This window comes from Micromonospora sp. LOL_015, from assembly GCF_048060275.1.
Classification (GTDB): Bacteria; Actinomycetota; Actinomycetes; order Mycobacteriales; family Micromonosporaceae; genus Micromonospora_E.
In genome coordinates this window covers 65,872-83,897 of sequence record NZ_JBHMIO010000008.1, presented here as the reverse complement: position 1 = coordinate 83,897, position 18,026 = coordinate 65,872, and the positions used below count along the sequence as shown (strand labels likewise).

Annotated in this window: 13 protein-coding genes; 6 read left to right on the top strand and 7 right to left on the bottom strand. The window is 71.5% G+C overall.

The genetic code is table 11. The features are described 5' to 3' along the window. The first annotated feature begins 3 nt into the window (after positions 1-3). Positions 4-600, top strand: coding sequence for a signal peptidase II (locus tag ACFHWU_RS10320; RefSeq protein ID WP_416551385.1), 597 nt, complete (start codon positions 4-6; stop codon positions 598-600). Between the two features lie 16 nt (positions 601-616). Here the strand turns inward: ACFHWU_RS10320 and ACFHWU_RS10315 are convergent, their stop codons facing one another. From ACFHWU_RS10315 to mfd, 3 genes are read right to left on the bottom strand one after another with little or no spacing between them, the layout of a single operon-like run. Beyond that, positions 617-1,645, bottom strand: coding sequence for a MazG family protein (locus ACFHWU_RS10315; protein WP_416590380.1), 1,029 nt, complete (start codon positions 1,643-1,645; stop codon positions 617-619). After that, entirely contained in the window at positions 1,642-2,325 is a 684-nt protein-coding gene (locus tag ACFHWU_RS10310) for a hypothetical protein (RefSeq protein WP_416551383.1), read from the bottom strand. Before ACFHWU_RS10310 ends, ACFHWU_RS10315 begins: the two co-directional genes overlap by 4 nt. A gap of 13 nt (positions 2,326-2,338) precedes the next feature. Then, a complete protein-coding gene (mfd, locus tag ACFHWU_RS10305) occupies positions 2,339-6,088 on the bottom strand; it encodes a transcription-repair coupling factor (protein WP_416590379.1) in 3,750 nt (1,249 codons plus the stop codon). Between the two features lie 357 nt (positions 6,089-6,445). On the opposite strand from mfd, the gene ppc reads away from it, so the two are divergent. After that, positions 6,446-9,355 (top strand): phosphoenolpyruvate carboxylase, encoded by a 2,910-nt coding sequence (gene ppc, locus ACFHWU_RS10300; RefSeq protein ID WP_416551377.1) that lies wholly within the window; start codon positions 6,446-6,448, stop codon positions 9,353-9,355. Positions 9,356-9,437: 82 nt separating this feature from the next. On the opposite strand, the gene ACFHWU_RS10295 is transcribed toward ppc, so the two are convergent. From ACFHWU_RS10295 to ACFHWU_RS10280, 4 genes are all read right to left on the bottom strand, one after another. Then, positions 9,438-10,136 carry an ABC transporter permease subunit gene (locus ACFHWU_RS10295; RefSeq protein ID WP_416551420.1) on the bottom strand — a complete coding sequence of 233 codons (699 nt, stop codon included), beginning with the start codon at positions 10,134-10,136 and terminating at the stop codon, positions 9,438-9,440. A 20-nt stretch (positions 10,137-10,156) separates the two neighbouring features. Continuing rightward, entirely contained in the window at positions 10,157-11,164 is a 1,008-nt protein-coding gene (locus tag ACFHWU_RS10290) for an ABC transporter ATP-binding protein (protein ID WP_416590378.1), read from the bottom strand. Beyond that, the gene (locus ACFHWU_RS10285) at positions 11,161-12,021 is read right to left on the bottom strand and encodes an ABC transporter permease (RefSeq protein WP_416551419.1); all 861 of its coding nucleotides are present in this window, start codon (positions 12,019-12,021) and stop codon (positions 11,161-11,163) included. Before ACFHWU_RS10285 ends, ACFHWU_RS10290 begins: the two co-directional genes overlap by 4 nt. Before the next feature lie 88 nt (positions 12,022-12,109). After that, the gene (locus ACFHWU_RS10280; protein ID WP_416551375.1) at positions 12,110-13,033 is read right to left on the bottom strand and encodes an ABC transporter ATP-binding protein; all 924 of its coding nucleotides are present in this window, start codon (positions 13,031-13,033) and stop codon (positions 12,110-12,112) included. Between the two features lie 259 nt (positions 13,034-13,292). On the opposite strand from ACFHWU_RS10280, the gene cysC reads away from it, so the two are divergent. The 4 genes from cysC (at position 13,293) to galT (ending at position 17,917) form a co-directional block, all read left to right on the top strand. Next, positions 13,293-14,822, top strand: coding sequence for an adenylyl-sulfate kinase (cysC, locus tag ACFHWU_RS10275; RefSeq protein WP_416567436.1), 1,530 nt, complete (start codon positions 13,293-13,295; stop codon positions 14,820-14,822). Positions 14,823-14,974: 152 nt separating this feature from the next. Next, positions 14,975-15,916, top strand: coding sequence for a sulfotransferase domain-containing protein (locus ACFHWU_RS10270; protein ID WP_416551373.1), 942 nt, complete (start codon positions 14,975-14,977; stop codon positions 15,914-15,916). Positions 15,917-16,033: 117 nt separating this feature from the next. Continuing rightward, positions 16,034-16,813, top strand: coding sequence for a DeoR/GlpR family DNA-binding transcription regulator (locus ACFHWU_RS10265; protein ID WP_416551418.1), 780 nt, complete (start codon positions 16,034-16,036; stop codon positions 16,811-16,813). Between the two features lie 12 nt (positions 16,814-16,825). After that, positions 16,826-17,917: a galactose-1-phosphate uridylyltransferase gene (gene galT, locus ACFHWU_RS10260; protein WP_416551372.1), complete on the top strand. Its 1,092-nt coding sequence runs from the start codon at positions 16,826-16,828 to the stop codon at positions 17,915-17,917. Positions 17,918-18,026 lie beyond the last annotated feature (109 nt).

Sequence of the window (18,026 nt, the reverse complement as noted above, 5' to 3'; positions counted from 1 at the left end):
ATCATGAACGAGCAGGCCGGCACCGACGAGAGCATCCACGAACCGACCGACGGCGGTACGGCAGCACGCGCGCCTCGGCGGCAACGGTGGACCCGCCGCGCCCCATGGCTCGCCTTCGGCATCGCCGCCACGGTGCTCGTCGTCGACCAGCTGACGAAGATGTGGGCGGAGGCGACGCTGACCCGGGGCGAGCGGATCCCGCTGGTCGGCGACGCCCTCGGCATCCAGTTGATCTACAACCCGGGTGCCGCGTTCTCCTTCGGCGAGAACACCACGTGGATCTTCACCATCGCCGCCGCGATCGGTGTCGGCGTGACCGCCTGGTTCGCGTGGCGGGCCCGCTCCCGGGCCTGGGCAACGGCGCTCGGCCTGGTGCTGGGTGGGGCGTTCACCCATCTGCTCGACCGGGTGTTCCGGAAGCCGTCGTTCGGGCAGGGCCACGTAGTCGACTTCATCGCGTACTTCGACTGGTTCATCGGCAACGTCGCCGACATCGCGCTCTTCTTCGGCGTCGTCACGTTCCTCACCCTGGAGTTGATCGGCATCCGGCTGCGCCCGGAGGCCTCCGAGCCGTCGACCGGTGACGGTGCCGACCGGTGATGCCACACCACCGCCGTCACCCGGCCGCAGCGCGGACGGCGGCGGCGTACGCGAGGGCTGCCCGGCGTAACGCGCCTTCGGCGTCCAGGCCGTCGGCTCGGGCCTGCGCGACCAGCGCAAGCAACCGCGCGCCGAGCCGCGTCGACGGATCCGCCGCACCGTCCGGCTTCAGGTCGGCCGCGTCCGGCTGCGGCAGCGGTACGTCGACCCCAGCGCGTCCAGCCCGCCGCAGCACCTTGTCGGCCAGTGACAACGCCGGCTGGGCGAGCACGATCCCGTCCATCGGTGACGGAGCGCCGCCCACCCCGGAAGCGACACCCGACGCGGCCCGTTCGGCGGCCTTGATCCGCTCCCAGTTGTCGACGATCTCATCGACGTCGGCCACCGCGACACCGGCGAAGACATGCGGGTTGCGGCGAATCATCTTCGCCACCAGGCCGCCGGCCACGTCGTCGACGTCCCAGCGCTCGCCGTCCGGCAGCTCCTGGGCGAGTCTGGCGTGCAGCACCACCTGCAGCAGCACGTCACCCAGCTCGTCGCGCAGCGCCGCCAGGTCACCGGCGGAGATCGCGTCGTACGCCTCGTAGCTTTCCTCCAGCAGATACCGCGCCAGCGAGTCGTGGGTCTGCTGCCGCTTCCACGGATCGCCGCCCGGTGCGACGAGCCGGTCCATGACCTCGACCGCGTCGAGCAGCCGGGCGCCGGGCGGATCCCAGGAGCCGTACATCAGCTCCAGCTCGGCGAGGGCGGGCTCGCGGGCCAGCCGCAGACCCAGCCGGCGGGCCAGGTCCTCGTCACCGGCCGGACCGGCCAGCCACACCGCCGTACCGTGCTCGGCGGCCGCCGCCAGCAGCGTCTCCTCAACCGACTCCGACTCCGGTACCGGCACAGTGACAGTGCCACCGGCGACGCTGACCGCCGTGGCCAGCTCACTGTCCAAGCCAGCGAACACCGGAAACCGGCGTACGATGTCCCAGGCCTGCGCGGTCAGCAGCCCCGCCGGCAGCCGGGGCGAGGTGACCAGTAGGACGATCCGGGCGGTCACTGACGTTCGGAGACCGTGCCCGAGTCGCCGCCACCGAGCGGGATGCCGACCGCGACCACGTTGCCCTGAGGGGCCTGGAAGCTGAGCACCGGAAACTCCAGCGGACGGTACCGCGGGTTGACCGTGACGTCCTGCCCGGCGACCGCGTCGGCGAGCGCGTCGCGGGCGGCCAGCGAGGAGCGCAACTGCTCACCGTCGAGCTGGCCGGCGGCCTCCTCGTCGGTGACCTCGTCCGGGATCACCCCAGCGGCCCGGCCCTTCTCGACCAGGTCGAACAGCTCTTCCTGGGTCGGCTGCACCTGGCCGCCGGCCTGCAGGCCGACGATACAGTTCCAGGCCTGCGAAGCCGTCTGCCCGTACTCCGATGCGGGCGGCAGGCCCAGCTGCTCCGGGGAGACCGGCTGCGCGCCGCTCGGCACATCGAGCTGGGCGCAGACGTCGGCGAGCACCAGAGCGCTGACTACCTGCTGCCGAGTCGGCAGCGGCGGGGCACCCTGCTGGCCGGCCTGCTCGCCGAGCTGGTCGGCCATATCGTCGATGAGGCTGGTCACCTGCTCCTCGGTGTACTGCTCGTCGCCGACATAGGCGGCGACCCCGGGCTGCGACCGGCAGGCGGACAGTACGGCGACCCCGACCAGGGCAATGACGGTGATCGACGCCAGGCGACGGACACGCTGCATGGACGACACTCTCTCACGCACCCCTGCCGGCCGGTGCACCGACCCGGGCACTGTCCGTCGACGGTACGGCACCCGTCGTCGGCGGGTCACCGAGCACGTCACGCAGCAACTGGGCGCACCAGTCCAGCAGTGCCTGGTCGCGCAGCGGCTCGCCGCCGATCCGCCGGGTCGTCGGCCGGGGCACGCTGACCTGGTCGGCGGCCGACTTGTAGACCGAGTCCGGGTGGTAACGCTTGAGCCGCAGCTGCTTCGAGTCGGGCAGCACCAGCGGGGCGAACCGGACATGCTTGCCCTGCATCGACACATCGGTCAGCCCGTACGCCTTGGCCAGCAGCCGGAACCTCGCCACCGCCACCAGGTTGCCGACCTGCGCCGGTGGTTCGCCGTACCGGTCGGTCATCTCGGCGACGACCTCCTGCAGCGCGGCGGCGTCGCGGGCCCCGGCAAGCTTGCGGTACATCTCCAGCCGCAGCCGCTCCACCCCGATGTAGTCGTGCGGCAGGTGCGCGTCGACCGGCAGGTCGACCTTCACCTCGGCGGCCTCGGCGTCGTCGGGCGACTCGCCCTTGAAGTTCTGCACCGCCTCGCCGACCATCCGCACGTACAGGTCGAACCCGACGCCCTCGATGTGGCCGGACTGTTCGCCGCCGAGCAGGTTGCCGGCGCCCCGGATCTCCAGGTCCTTCATCGCCACGTACATGCCGGCGCCCAACTCGGTGTGCTGGGCGATGGTCGCCAACCGCTCGTGGGCGTGCTCGGTCAACGGCTTCTCACGCGGGTAGAGGAAGTAGGCGTACGCCCGCTCCCGACCCCGGCCGACCCGGCCGCGGATCTGATGCAGCTGGGCCAGGCCGAGCAGGTCGGCCCGCTCCACGATCAGCGTGTTCGCGTTCGGGATGTCGATGCCGGACTCGACGATCGTGGTGCAGACCAGGACGTCGAACTCCTTCTCCCAGAAGCCGACCATCACCTTCTCCAGGGCGTCCTCACCCATCTGGCCGTGCGCCACCGCGACCCGCGCCTCCGGCACCAGCTCGCGCAGCCGCCGCGCAGCCTTGTCGATCGACTCGACCCGGTTGTGCAGGTAGAAGACCTGGCCGTCGCGGAGCAGCTCACGGTGGATCGCGGCGGCGACCTGCTTGTCGTCGTACGCCCCGACGGCGGTCAGCACCGGGTGGCGCTCCTCCGGCGGGGTGGCGATCGTCGACATCTCCCGGATGCCGGTGATCGCCATCTCCAGGGTGCGCGGGATCGGCGTCGCCGACATGGTCAGTACGTCGACCGAGGTACGCAGCGACTTCAGGTGCTCCTTGTGCTCCACCCCGAACCGCTGCTCCTCGTCGACGATGATCAGCCCGAGTGCCTTGAAACGGGTGGCCGACTGCAGCAGCCGGTGGGTACCGATGACGATGTCGGCGGTGCCCTCGGCGGCCATGGTCAGCGTCTGCTCGGTCTCCTTCGGGGTGGCGAACCGGGACAGCTGCCGAATCTCGACCGGGAACTGGGCCATCCGCTCGGCGAACGTGTTGAAGTGCTGCTGGGCGAGCAGCGTCGTCGGCACCAGCACCGCCACCTGCTTGCCGTCCTGCACCGCCTTGAACGCCGCCCGTACCGCGATCTCGGTCTTGCCGTAGCCGACGTCGCCGCAGATCAGCCGGTCCATCGGGGTCGACTGCCGCATGTCGCCCTTGACCTCGTCGATCGCCGCCAGCTGGTCCGGGGTCTCGGTGTACGGGAAGGCGTCCTCCAGCTCCCGCTGCCACGGGGTGTCCGGGCCGAAGGCGTGCCCCTTGGCGGCCTTGCGGGCCGCGTACAGCTGGATCAGCTGGGCGGCGATCTCCCGGACCGCCTTGCGGGCCCGGGTCTTGGCCTTCTGCCAGTCCGAGCCGCCCATCTTGTGCAGCGTCGGCTGCTCCCCGCCGACATAGCGGGACAGCTGGTCCAGCTGGTCGGTCGGGACGAACAGCCGGTCGCCGGGCTGGCCGCGCTTGGCCGGCGCGTACTCGATGACCAGGTACTCCCGGTCGGCGCCGTTGACCTTGCGCTGCACCAGCTCGACGTAGCGGCCGATGCCGTGCTGCTCGTGCACCACGTGGTCGCCGGCGCGCAGCTCCAACGGGTCGATGGTGTTACGCCGCCGGCTCGGCATCTTGCGCATGTCCTTGGTGGACGTGCCTCGGCCGCCGCTGATGTCGGCGCCGGTGACGATCGTCAGCCGAGCCCGTTCGGCGACGAAGCCGTTGCCGAGGCTGCCGCAGGTGACGACCAGCTCGCCGGGGGTCGGTGCGGTCGACAGAGCATCGACGAGCGTCGCGCCAAGACCGGCGTCGCGCAGCACGCTGACTGACCGCTGCGCCGGCCCGTGCCCCTCGAAGACCAGCACCACCGACCAGCCGTCGCCGGTCCAGCGTTTCAGGTCGTCGACGACCCGGGCGGTCTCCCCGTGGTAGAGCGGCGCGGGGGTGGCGGTCAGCACCACCGCGTCCCCGGTGTCCGGGCTGACGCTCACCGGCGTCGACGCGTCCTCCCAGGGCGCGATGTCAGAGGTTGCGTCGGTTTCCGCCTCGGTCAGCCCGAACGGGGACAGCGTCCACCACGGCTGGTCGAGCGTGGCGGCCACCGCGCGTACCTCGGCCAGGGTGCGGAAGGCGGCCGCGCCCAGGTCGATCGGGGCCTGGCCACCGACGGCGGCCGCGGCCCAGCTGGCTTCGAGAAACTCCGCCGAGGTACGGACCAGATCGTGCGCCCGGGTCCGGATCCGCTCCGGGTCGCAGAGCAGTACGTGGGTGCCGGCCGGCATGCAGTGCAGCAGCAGCTCCATGCTGTCGGTGCCGTCGAGCAGAGCCGGGGCGAGGGACTCCATGCCTTCGACCGGGATGCCCTCGGCCAGCTTGTCCAGGATCTCGCCCAGCTCGGGATGCTGCTGGGCCAGCTCGGCGGCCCGCTGGCGTACCGGGCCGGTGAGCAGCAGTTCCCGGCACGGCGGCGCCCACAGCCGGTCGACGGCTTCGATGGTGCGCTGGTCGGCGACGGCGAAGGTACGGATCTCCTCCACGTCGTCGCCCCAGAACTCGACCCGGGACGGGTGCTCGTCTGTCGGCGGGAACACGTCCAGGATGCCGCCGCGGACCGCGAACTCGCCGCGCTTGGTGACCAGGTCGACCCGTGCGTACGCCATCGCGACCAGCCGGTCGACGATGTCCTCCAGGCCGCCACCGGAGTTGCCTCCGGCGGTCAGCTGGACCGGCTCCAGGTCACCGAGCCCTTTGAGCTGCGGCTGCAGCACGGAGCGGACCGGCGCCACGACCACCCGCAGCGGCCCTTGCCGCTGTCTCTCGCCGTGCGTACCGTCGCCGGACTTGCCGTCGCCGGCCGTCGGTCCGGTGTCCGCGTCGGGGTGCGCCAGCCGGCGCAGCACGGCGAGCCGCCGCCCGACGGTGTCCGAACGCGGCGACAGCCGCTCGTGCGGCAGCGTCTCCCAGCTCGGGAAGACCGCGACCTGCCCGGCCGGCAGTAGCTCACCGAGGGCGGCGGCCAAATCGTCGGCCTCCCGGCTGGTCGCGGTGACCGCCAGCACCGGTCGCCCCGCCCCGCCGACCTGCGCCTCGGCGGCCACCGCAGCGACCGTGAACGGGCGCAGCGCCGGCGGCGCGGTGACGTCCAGCCCGTCTTTTCCTGGCGTGGCGATCTTTGCCAGATCCCGTACCCGGGTCAGGGCGGGATCGGCGAGAGCGGCGCTGAGCAGGCCGGCGAGCGCGGTCATGGTCACAACCTTCGCGGTGGGATACGCCTTGCTGTGCGGCGGTGCACGCTTGGGGCGCACACGCGACGACAACCCCCACGCCCGGTCCGGGAGGGGGGTCAGGCCTACCAGCCTATCCGCCCGCCGATCCGCCCTCACCCACTAACCTCGCCCGACATGGGCACACCGGCCGAGAAACGGTTCATCGAACTCAGCCACGTCGTCCGGGACGGCATGGCCACCTAGAAAGGGACCTTCCAGGACGGTACGCCGAACGTTGAGACAAGACTCACCAGTTTCCCCGTGGCCGGGGGGATCGCCGATAACATCCAAGTTGTCGGACAGCGCCGTCCTTCGTACTCGCGTGAGGAGCGCCTAGTGACTGAGCTGTCCGCAAACCCGATGCCCGACGCCCAGCAACTCGCCGCCACCCAACCCGCAAACGCCCAGCAACCCGGCGCCACCCAGGCCGGCAGCGCGCAGGCCGGCACCGATGCTGCTGGCAGCGGTCAGGATCAGGACGGACCGGACGCGGCGCTGCGGTCCGACATCCGCCGGCTCGGCACCCTGCTCGGCCAAACGCTGGCCCGGCAGGAGGGCCAGCCGCTGCTCGACCTGGTCGAGGAGATCCGTACCCAGGTGCGTAGTGACGCCGAGGCCGCCGCGGCCCGGCTCGCCGCGATGGACGTCACCACGGGTACGAAGCTGGCCCGCGCCTTCTCCACCTACTTCCACCTGGCGAACATCACCGAGCAGGTGCACCGGGCCCGGGACCTGCGCCGCCGCCGGGCCACCGAGGGTGGCTGGCTGGACAAGGCCGCGACGTTGATCTCCGCACGCGGAGTGTCGGCCGACGAGATCGCCGCCGCCGCGCGCCGGCTCGCGGTCCGCCCGGTGTTCACCGCCCACCCGACCGAGGCGGCCCGCCGGTCGATCCTGTCGAAGCTGCGGGCGGTCGCCGACGAGCTCGACGTGGAGATGTCCGAGGCGGTGCTGTACGGGGCCAGCGAGCACGCCTCGGCGAGCAGCCGCCGGCTGGCGGAGCTGCTGGACCTGCTCTGGCAGACCGACGAGTTGCGGCTGGACCGCCCGGACCCGACCGACGAGGCCCGTAACGCCGTCTACTACCTGCGTGACCTGTACGCCGACGCCGCCCCGCAGGTACTCGACGACCTCGCCGACACGCTGCGCAAATTGGGCGTTGAAACTTCACCGACGTCACGGCCGTTGACCTTCGGCAGCTGGATCGGCGGCGACCGGGACGGTAACCCGTACGTCACCCCGGCGGTGACCCGCGACGTGCTGATGATCCAGCACGAGCACGGCATCCAGGCCACCGACGAGGCGATGGACGCTTTGATCAACGAGGTGTCGGTGTCCCGGCGGCTGCGCGGGGTATCGCTGGACCTGTCGGCCAGCCTGGCCAAGGACCTGGACGCGTTGCCGGAGGTGGCGCCCCGGTTCCGGCGCACCAACGCGGAGGAGCCGTACCGGCTGAAGGCCCGGTGTGTGAAGGCGAAGCTGGCGAACACCCGGCTGCGGCTCAACCGGGGCACCGCGCACGTGCCCGGCCGCGACTACCGCGGCTCCGACGAGCTTTTGTCCGATCTGGAGCTGATGCGCGCGTCGCTGGCTCGCAACTCGGGTCAGCTGACCGCGGTCGGCAAACTGGCGTCGGCGATCCGCACGGTGTCGGCGTTCGGTCTGCACCTGGCGACACTGGACGTGCGCGAGCACGCCGAGGCGCACCACGCGGTGTTGGCCCAGATGTACGCCCGGGTCGGCGAAGTCACCGACTACAACTCGTTGTCGCGGGCCGAGCGGTCAAAGCTGCTGGCCGACGAGCTGACCGGCCGGCGTCCGCTGTCCAGCATGGATGTTCCGTTGACCGAGTCGGCGCGCAAGACGTTCAACGTCTTCGGCACGATCCGCGAGGCGCAGCAGCGGTTCGGCCCGGAGGTCGTCGAGTCGTACATCATCTCGATGACGTTGGGCGGTGACGACGTGCTGGCCGCCGCGGTACTGGCCCGCGAGGCCGGCCTGGTCGACGTGCACAACGGGCTGGCCCGGGTCGGTTTCGTGCCGCTGCTGGAGACCCCGGCCGAGCTGGATTCCGGTGGCGACCTGCTCGACGAGCTGCTGTCGCTGCCGGCGTACCGGGCGATCGTTGCCGCGCGTGGCGAGGTGCAGGAGGTGATGCTGGGCTACTCCGACTCCAACAAGGAGGCCGGCATCACCACCAGCCAGTGGAAGATTCACCGGGCGCAGCGGGCGCTGCGGGACGTCGCGGCCCGGCACGGCGTACGCCTGCGGTTGTTCCACGGCCGAGGCGGCACCGTCGGCCGGGGCGGTGGGCCGACCCACGAGGCGATTCTGGCCCAGCCGTACGGCACCCTGGACGGTTCGATCAAGGTGACCGAGCAGGGCGAGGTGATCTCCGACAAGTACACGATCCCCGCCCTGGCCCGGGAAAACCTGGAGCTGACCGTGGCGGCGGTGCTGCAGGCGACGCTGCTGCACACCGAGCCGCGCCAGCCGCTGGAGCTGCTGGAGAACTGGGACGCGGCGATGGACGTGGTCTCCGACTCGGCGTACGCCTGCTACCGCTCGCTGGTCGAGGACCCGGACCTGCCGGCGTACTTCTGGGCGGCGACCCCGACCGAGTTGCTGGGCGCGCTCAACATCGGCTCCCGGCCGGCGAAGCGGCCGAACACCGGCGCCGGGCTTGGTGGGCTGCGGGCGATTCCATGGGTGTTCGGCTGGACCCAGTCGCGGCAGATCGTGCCCGGCTGGTTCGGGGTCGGCTCCGGGCTGGCCGCCGCCCGTGAGGCCGGCCTGTCCGACGTGCTCGGCGAGATGTTCGAGCAGTGGCACTTCTTCCGCACGTTCCTGTCGAACGTCGAGATGATGCTGACCAAGACCGATCTGGGCATCGCGCGGCGCTACGTGGAGACGCTGGTGCCGGGTCCGCTGCAGCCGATCTTCGACAAGATCACCGAGGAGTACGAGCGGACGGTACGCGAGGTGCTGGCAATCACCGGGTCGTCGAGCTTGCTGCAGAACAACAACGTGCTGCAGCGCACCCTCGCGGTCCGGGACACCTACCTGGAGCCGCTGCACCACCTGCAGGTGGCGTTGCTGCGGCAGTACCGCGACTCGGGGGCGGCGACGCGGACGGTGGCGACCGCACCGGGTGCCCGGCGGGCGCCGAGCGACAACACCGCGTTGGAGCGGGCCCTGCTGACCACGGTCAACGGCATCGCCGCCGGCATGCGCAACACGGGCTGACGTGGCCGGGCCGGCCAACCAGCGGGGAGACTGGTCGGCCGGCACGGGCACCCCCCGATGCGAACCGCTCGGTACGGTCGGTTCAGCTGGTCTCGCCGGCCACGCTGAACGAGCGGAGCCGATCGATGGCGAGCAGGGTGAACAGCACCGCGATCACCGCGGTCATGATCACCGATACGGTGACCGACACCTGGCCGTCGAACAGTGTGGTGGCCGCCAGCCGGTCGGCGAAGGTGACCACGTACTGCTGGACGGAGAGCACCTGGGTGCCGGAGACGATGTTGCCCAGCAGCCCTTCCCAGATCAGCACGTAAACCAGGCCGAGCAGCACCGGACGGCGGGTGACCAGGCTCAGCGCCACGAACAGCGCCGAGTAGGCCAGCGCTCCGGCGGCGCTCGCGGCGGCCAGGGCGAGGCCGAGGCGCACCGATTCGGCGAGCACCCCGGCGACGTACAGCGGCACCGCGACGGTCAGCGTGGTGACACCGAACGCGACGACGAGCTTCGGCAGCACGATCTGCCAGCGCGGCAGTGGCTTGCTGAGTACGTGCACGATGGTGCCGTCGTCGATCTCCGAACCGAGCACCCCGGTGCCGACGATCAGCGCCACCACCGGCAGCACCACGGCCAGGCCGAGCGCGATCAGGACCGGCTGGGCCCAGTTGCCCGGCGCGACACCGAACCACCGGCACAGGACGGCGAGGGCGATCACCAGCACCGGCAGCGGCAGCAGGAGCAGGAACCGGCGGCGGCCGAACAGCCCGCGCGCGGTGATCCACATGACGGTCGAGTTCACGGCTCTCAGGCCTCCACGAGGTAGGAGAAGACGCTCTCCAGGGATTCGTCCGACGGCAGCAGGCGGTGCACCCGGATCCCTTCGGTGAGCGCGATCCGGGGCAGGGCGCGGGTGAAGCTGCCGTAGTCACCGGCCCGTACGGTGATCCCACCGCCCTTGGTCAGGTCGACGCCGGTGACCGAGTCGTGGCGCAGCAGTGCCACCGCCAGGGCCCGGTCGTCGCTGGACTGTACGGCGAACACGTGCGGCCGGTTGGTCATCAGCCGCCGGATGCTGCGGAAGTCGCCGGAGGCGGCCAGCCGGCCGGCGACCATCACCTGGACGGTGCCGGAGACCTGCTCGACCTCCTCCAGGATGTGCGAGCTGAACAGGATGGTCCGGCCGGCGTCGCCGAGCGAGTGCAGCAGCGTCATCATGTGCATCCGCTGGCGCGGGTCCATGCCGTTGAACGGCTCGTCGAGCAGCAGCACCGTCGGATCGTGCACCAGGGCGGCGGCGACCCGGGTGCGCTGGCGCATCCCCTTGGAATAGGTGCCGATCCGCCGGTCCTGCGCCGGGGTCATCTCGACCAGCTCGATCGCCCGCCGGGCGGCGGCCGCCGGGTCGGGCAACCCGTGCAGCCGGGCGCTGGCCAGCACGAACTCGTACGCGGTGAGGAAGCCGTGCACGGCCTCCCGTTCGCTGACCAGCCCGAGGTTGCGGTAGACGCCCGGGTTGCGCCAGGTCGGTTCACCGTCGACGGTGACGGCACCCCGCGACGGCGGCAGGAAACCGGCCATCATGTGCAGCAGCGTGGTCTTACCGGCGCCGTTCGGGCCGAGCAGGCCGGTGACTCCGGCGTTGAGGGCCATACTGACGTCGTTGACCGCGACGACGTTGCCGTACCAGCGGGACACCCCGGCGAGCTCGATCGCGGCGGGGCGGCCGGCGGTGCCGGTGCCGGTGCCGGCGGCGGAGGTAACCGGGGCCGCGGCGGCCGGGGTGGAGCTCGGGGTCGAGGTCGAGGTGGTCATCGACGGGCCGCCTTCCGGTAGCGGGCGATCAGGGCGGCGATGCAGCCGGCGATCAGGACGACAGTGACCAGCCCGTACAGCGGGCCGAAACCGCCGGTGTCCAGACCCGTGCCGGCTTCGGTTACCAGCGCGTCCCGGAACAGCCAGATCCCGGTGCCCTGCACCAGGCTGGACGGGGCGACCAGACCGGCGAGCTGATTGGCGGTGACCGACGGCAGCACCGAGAGCACCCCGCCGATCGGGGTGGTCATCAGGAAGACTGCGACGATCCCACCGGCGGCGAATGCCCGCTTGCCGGTGACTGAGGCGACCGCCAGCCCGATGGCGCTGAACACACCGGCCCACAGCACGGCGTACGCCAGGCCTGGAGCGAGGTCGGTGACCTCGTCCCACACCCCGGACCAGCCGGCGTCGGTGGTGAACGCGCCGCCGAGGAACATCACCAGCTGTGGCGCGCCAAGCAGCACGAACACGGCGGTGGCCAGGGCGGCGAACTTGGCCAGCGGGTAGTCGACGAGCCGCAGCGGCCGGGAGAAGTACAGCGGCAGCACACCGCTGCCGAGGTCGCGGGAGACCAGTTCGGGGGCGACCACCGCGACGAAGAAGATCACCAGCCAGCTCATCGTGTCGGCGAACTGCGCGTAGCTGAGCAGCACCTGGCCGATCTGGGCGCGGACGGCCACCAGGCCGGCGGCGGCGGCGACCACCACGCCGACGATGAACCAGGGGAAGATCTTGGCCTTGGCGCTGCGGCCGAGCCCGAACGCGGTGCGCAGGCTGTGCGCGTAGAGCGCGCCGACGACGTGCCGGCGACCGAGCCGGACCCCCGTGTAGCGCTGGTAGCCGATGTCGTGGATGACGCCGCCCGGCGCGCCGTTCGAGGTGGTGCCCGCGACGGCCGGGCCGGCCGGCGTCGGCCCGGCGCCCCGGGCGGCGGTGAGCTGGTCAGACGTTGACACGGGAGTCCTCCGTGGTGGCGAAGAGTTCGGCGACCCGGTGCCGGCGCTGGTCGAGCCGGTGCAGCGGCAGGTCGAGTTCGACGACTGCGGCGAGGATCCGGTCGTACACGTCGGAGCCGGTCTCGGCGGGCACCAGCAGCAGCTGACCTTCCCGGCTGACCGGCAGGTCGGCCGCGGCCAGCCGGGCAGCCAGCGCCTCGGTGCCCTCGCTGACCTCGATCGCCAGCACGTCACTGGCGGTGGTCATGTCGGAAAGCTGAGCGGAACGCAGCAGCCGGCCGCCGTCGATGGCGATCAGCGAGTCGCAGATCCGTTCCACCTCGCCGAGCAGGTGCGAGCAGACCAGCACCGAGATGCCGAACTCGGCGCCGATCCGGTGCACCAGGGCCAGCATGGCGTCCCGGCCGGCCGGGTCCAGGCCGTTGGTCGGCTCGTCCAGCAGCAGCAGGTCGGGGTCGTGCACCAGCGCCTGGGCCAGCTTGACCCGCTGCTTCATGCCGGTGGAGTAGCCGCCGATCTGCCGGTAGCGCTCCTCATAGAGCCCGACGTGGCGCAGCGCCTCGGAGGCCCGTTCCCGGGCCGCCGCGCGCGGCAGACCGCTGATCCGCCCCAGGTGGGTGACGAATTCGGCGGCGCTGAGGTCCGGCGGCAGGCAGTCGTTCTCCGGCATGTAGCCGACCCGGGCGCGGACCGCGTCGGCGTCGGTGGTGGGGTTCAGTCCGAGTACCCGGACCTGTCCGCTGGTCGGGGCGAGCAGGCCGAGCAGGATCTTGATCAGGGTCGACTTGCCGGCGCCGTTGGCCCCGACGAGGCCGACGATGCCGGGCTGGACCTCGACGGTCAGGTCGGCCAGGGCCGTCACCCGCCCGCCGTACGTCTTGGTCAGCGCATCGGTTGCGATGAGAGTCACCCGGTCAGCGTATGGACTGCCGGCACGTCGTGGGATGGGGTTTCCCCCTGGAGGTTCCCTGAGGAGCTACCCATGCCCTGCCATTAGGGGTGACACCGCCGGACCCGGAAGCAAGCGTTGCTCTGGTTCGGCCCCGGACGAGACGTCGACATCGGGTGACGATGGTCGACATCCCGCGATGGTGGCAGAACTCGCCGTGCCAGTCTCGACCGACGACCGGCCTGCTGCGAAACTGTGAGTTCGATCCATTGGGGGTGTGATGACCGACGGCTGGGTGCTGCCTGACGACGTGCTGCGGGACGCGCCGGCGTACACGCCGCGGCCGTTCGAGTTGGCCGACCTTGAGCTGATCCTGTCCGAGGCGTACGCCCCGCTGACCGGCTTCCACACCCGCGCCGATCTTGCCTCGTTGCGTAGTCGCGGCCGGCTGGCCGACGGCACCGCCTGGCCGGTGCCGGTCACCCTGGAGGTGCCGGCCGACCTGGTCGCCGGGCTCGACCTGACGAATCCGCTGCTGCGGGTGCTGGTGCTCACCGACCCGGAGGGTGCTCCGGTGGCCGCGCTGGACATCGTCGACGCCTGGCCGAGCCGGGACGGCTTCTCGGCGGTCGGCGGCCGGGTGCGCCGGCTCGGCGACGGCACCGGCGGACCGTTCCAGCGGCTGCGTCGCAGCCCGGCGGAGGTACGTGCGCTGCTGCCCCCGGGCCGGGTGCTCGGGGTGATCGCCGACCGCCCGTTGCACCGCCCGCAGCTGGCCCAGATCGCGCACGCCGCCCGTACCCTCGCCGCGCATCTGCTGATCCTGATCCCGGTCGCCGACGGCGGGGTCAGCGGGCTGCCGCCGGAGGTGCTGGTCCGCAGTGTCTTCGCGGCCCGGGACCGGATGCCGCCAGCGACGCTGGTAGCGGTGCCGTTGACCCGGCACGGTGACGAGATCCGGGACGCGCTGCTGCGCGCCCGGGTGGCGGCCGCGTACGGCGTCACCCACCTGCTTTCCACCGGCGAGATGCTCTCCGGCGGCGGCCCGAGGGTGCTGGTGCCCCGGGAGTTGGCCTACGACAACCGGGACGGTCAGTGGCGCTGGCGCGACGACATCCCGCCGCGCAACCGGCGGCTGGCGCTCGATCAGGAGGAGATCGACGACCTGCTGGACCGGGGTTTTCCGTTGCCGGAGTGGCACACCCCGCCGGCGGTGGCGCGGGAGCTGGCCCGGGCCCGGCCGCCGCGCCGGCATCGTGGCCTGGTGGTGTTCTTCACCGGGCTGTCCGGTTCCGGCAAGTCGACCATCGCCCGGGGGGTGGCGGACGCGCTGCGGGAGAGCGGCGACCGGACCGTCACGCTGCTCGACGGGGACGTGGTACGCCGCGAACTCTCCGCCGGGTTGACGTTCTCCAAGGCGGACCGGGACCGTAACGTCCGTCGGATTGGCTGGGTCGCGTCCGAGGTCGGTCGGCACCACGGGGTGGCGATCTGCTGCCCGATCGCACCGTACGCCCAGGCCCGGGCGGTGGCCCGGCAGATGGCGAACGACGCCGGGGCCGGGTTCCTGCTGGTCTGGGTGGCGACCCCGTTGGAGGTCTGCGAGGCCCGCGACCGTAAGGGGCTGTACGCCAAGGCGCGGGCCGGTCAGCTGACCGGGATGACCGGGATTGACGATCCGTACGAGGAGCCGACTGATGCCGACCTGGTGCTGAACACCAGTGAGATAAGCATCGAGCAGGGCGTGCAGACGGTGCTGCAACACCTCACCGAAACGGGTTGGGTGGAGCCGCGACTGAAGCCGGCCTGACCCACAAAATCCTCCTTTGTCGCCTTTTCTGCAGATGACGGCAAGTCGGGCGAGAAGCCACTCTTGTCCGGGTAGCAGCAGCGTTATCCGGTAAACAGCGATTCGCGCTGGCCCGACAGCACAGCCGTCCAGGCAGGACAGGAGAGGGCGACATGCCGTTACGCAGTCGGATCCCGGAGCCGCTACGCCGGATCGTGCCCACCCGGTCCTGGTCGTACGGGCGGTGGACGGCCCCGAGGCGGGTGCTGCCGTCGTTCCTGATCTGCGGCGGGCACCGGTGCGGGACCGCCGGGTTGCACCGGATGCTGGCCGCTCATCCGCTGGTGCTGCGGGCGGCCCGGCGTGACGGAGTAAGTTTCTTCGACACCTCGTACGAGCGCGGCATCGACTGGTACCGGGGGCACTTTCCCCGCCAGCGCACCGCCCGCCGGTTGCAGCGACGCCACGGCGGCACCGCCAGCGCATTCGAGACCAGCACCTACTACCTCTACCACCCGTACGCCGCGCTGCGGATCGCCCGGGATCTACCAGACGTGCGGCTGCTGGTGCTGGTCCGCGATCCGGTGGACCGGGCGTGGTCGCACTTCCGGGTGGAACGGCTTGCCGGGCACGAGCCGGAGCCATCGTTCGCCCGGGCGCTGGCGCTGGAGTCCGCCCGGCTACGCGGGCAGGAGGAACGCCTCGGGGTGGAGGCCGGGTACCGCAGCTTCGCCCACCAGCACCACGCGTACCGGCAGCGCGGCGAGTACGCCACCTACCTGGATCGGTTGGCCTCTCAGGTTGGCCGGGAGCGGATCTGCCTGGTGGAGGCCGAACGGCTGTGGACCACGCCGGCCAAGGTGTACGGCGAGGTACTGGACTTCCTCGGCCTGCCGAGGCTCAACGAGGAGCCGTGGCTACCGCCGCCGACGCAACCGCCGGCCCTGGTCGACGGAGCACCGGGCGCACCGTTCGACGGACTGCCGGTCGAGCCGCCCGGTGCGCGTACCCGTCGGGAGCTGGCCGACCACTACGCCCCGCACGACGCGCGCCTCGCCGCCTGGCTCGGCCGTCCGCCGGTCTGGCGCAGCGCGGTGGCGGAGGCGTTCCGCTGACCCGACCCTGCGCAGGCACCTACCTGGCCGGGCGCACTTCCGTTCGACCGTACCTGCGCGATAGTGTTCGCATCTGTTGGATTGAGTGCGAGCAGGTGGGAGCAGGACGTGGTGCTGATGCTCGCGCCGCAGCGCCAGGCAGCGATCCTGGACCGGGTCCGGGCCGCAGGCGGGGTACGGGTCACCGACCTGGCCGTCGAGTTCGGCGTCTCGGACATGACAATCCGCCGGGACCTGGACGTCCTCGCCGACCGGGGGCTGCTGGCCAAGGTGCACGGCGGGGCCACCCCGGTCGATCCCGGGGCCACCGACGAGCCCGGGTTCGTGGCGAAGTCCGCCCGGCAGCAGGCCGAAAAGGCGGCGATCGCCGCACGCGCCGCCGAGCTGGTCGTCGCCGGCGGGGCGGTGGCGTTGTCGGCCGGCACCACCACGGTGGAGCTCGCCCGCCGGCTGGTCGACGTCCCCGGGCTGACGGTGGTGACCAACTCGATCCCGGTGGCCGACGTGCTCTACCGGGACGGTCGGGGCGACCAGACGGTGATCCTCACCGGTGGGGTGCGTACCCCGTCGGACGCGCTGGTCGGGCCGGTGGCCGTGACCGCCCTCCGCGACCTGCACGTGGACCTGCTCTTCCTCGGTGTGCACGGGATGAGCGAACGGGCCGGCTACACCACCCCGAACCTGATGGAGTCCGACACCAACCGCGCCCTGATCACGGCGGCGGCCCGCCTGGTGGTGCTGGCCGACCACACCAAATGGGACGTCGTGGGCATCTCCTCGATGGCAGAGCTGGCCACGGCCCAGGTCGTGGTCAGCGACCCCGGACTACCCGCACCGGCCCGCGACGTCCTGGCCGGACACGGCGTCGAGCTGTCGATCGCCGTCCCACACCGATAGGAACTCAGCGTCGTGAAACGCCATGCGGTACGGCTCGCCGACGGGCGGGAACTCATCTACTTCGACGAGCGGGACGACGCCGTCCGGGAAGGCCCGGACCGGCGGGAGCTGCCGCCCCCGCCACCCGCCTCGGAGCTTCGCCACGATCCGTTGACCGACGAGTGGGTGGCGATCGCCGCGCACCGGCAGACCCGGACCTTCCTGCCGCCGACCGACCAGTGCCCGCTCTGCCCGTCGCGACCCGGCCGGTCCAGCGAGATTCCGGCGTACGACTACGACGTGGTGGTCTTCGAGAACCGGTTTCCGGCGCTGAGCGACCGGGTGGGTGACGGGACCGCCGGCTACCCCGGTGGTACGCCGTTCACCCCGCCCCGGCCCGGTCTCGGGCGCTGCGAGGTGGTCTGCTTCACCGCCGAGCACGGCACCTCGTTCGCCTCGCTGACCCCGGCCCGGGTCCGCACCGTCGTTGACGCGCTGGCCGACCGGACCGCCGAGTTGTCCGCGCTGGACGCGGTGGAGCAGGTGTTCTGTTTCGAGAACCGGGGCGTGGAGATCGGGGTCACCCTGCACCACCCGCACGGGCAGATCTACGCGTACCCGTTCGTGCCGCCGCGTACCCGGTCGATGCTGGCCGCCGCCCGACGGCACGCCGAGGCGACCGGCGGGCGGAGCCTGTACGCGGACGTGCTGGCCGCCGAGCGGGCGGCCGGGGTGCGGGTGGTGGCGGCGAACGACCGGTGGACGGCGTACGTGCCGGCCGCAGCGCGCTGGCCGTTCGAGGTGCACCTGGCACCGCACCGCCGGGTGCCGGACATCGCCGCGTTGGACGACGCCGAACGGGACGCTTTCGGGCCGCTCTACCTGGACGTGCTGCGCCGCTTCGACCGGCTCTTCGACAGCCGGCAGGGCACACCGTACATCGCGGCGTGGCATCAGGCCCCGGTACGTCACGAACGGGAGCTGGGTTACCTGCATCTGCAGGTGTTCACCATCCGGCGGGCGGCGGACAAGCTGAAGTACCTGGCCGGTTCGGAATCGGCGATGGGTGTGTTCATCAACGACGTCCGGCCCGAACAGGCGGCGGCACTGTTGCGCGACGCCTGACCAGACCGGACATGGTTGCGGGGGGCCCGGGACAGGACCCCCCGCAGGGAAGGGACGGCAGGCTGCTGGTTCACAGCCGAGGATCGACCGTTGGCGTCATGTTGCTCAG

Bases quoted from the DNA above. Each gene is read 5' to 3' on its own strand.
- ACFHWU_RS10270 (WP_416551373.1), top strand. From the start codon at position 14,975: ATGCCGTTACGCAGTCGGATCCCGGAGCCGCTACGCCGGATCGTGCCC.
- ACFHWU_RS10320 (WP_416551385.1), top strand. From the start codon at position 4: ATGAACGAGCAGGCCGGCACCGACGAGAGCATCCACGAACCGACCGAC.
- ACFHWU_RS10295 (WP_416551420.1), bottom strand. From the start codon at position 10,136: ATGTGGATCACCGCGCGCGGGCTGTTCGGCCGCCGCCGGTTCCTGCTC.
- ACFHWU_RS10265 (WP_416551418.1), top strand. From the start codon at position 16,034: ATGCTCGCGCCGCAGCGCCAGGCAGCGATCCTGGACCGGGTCCGGGCC.
- mfd (WP_416590379.1), bottom strand. From the start codon at position 6,088: ATGACCGCGCTCGCCGGCCTGCTCAGCGCCGCTCTCGCCGATCCCGCC.
- ACFHWU_RS10290 (WP_416590378.1), bottom strand. From the start codon at position 11,164: ATGACCACCTCGACCTCGACCCCGAGCTCCACCCCGGCCGCCGCGGCC.
- ACFHWU_RS10310 (WP_416551383.1), bottom strand. From the start codon at position 2,325: ATGCAGCGTGTCCGTCGCCTGGCGTCGATCACCGTCATTGCCCTGGTC.
- cysC (WP_416567436.1), top strand. From the start codon at position 13,293: ATGACCGACGGCTGGGTGCTGCCTGACGACGTGCTGCGGGACGCGCCG.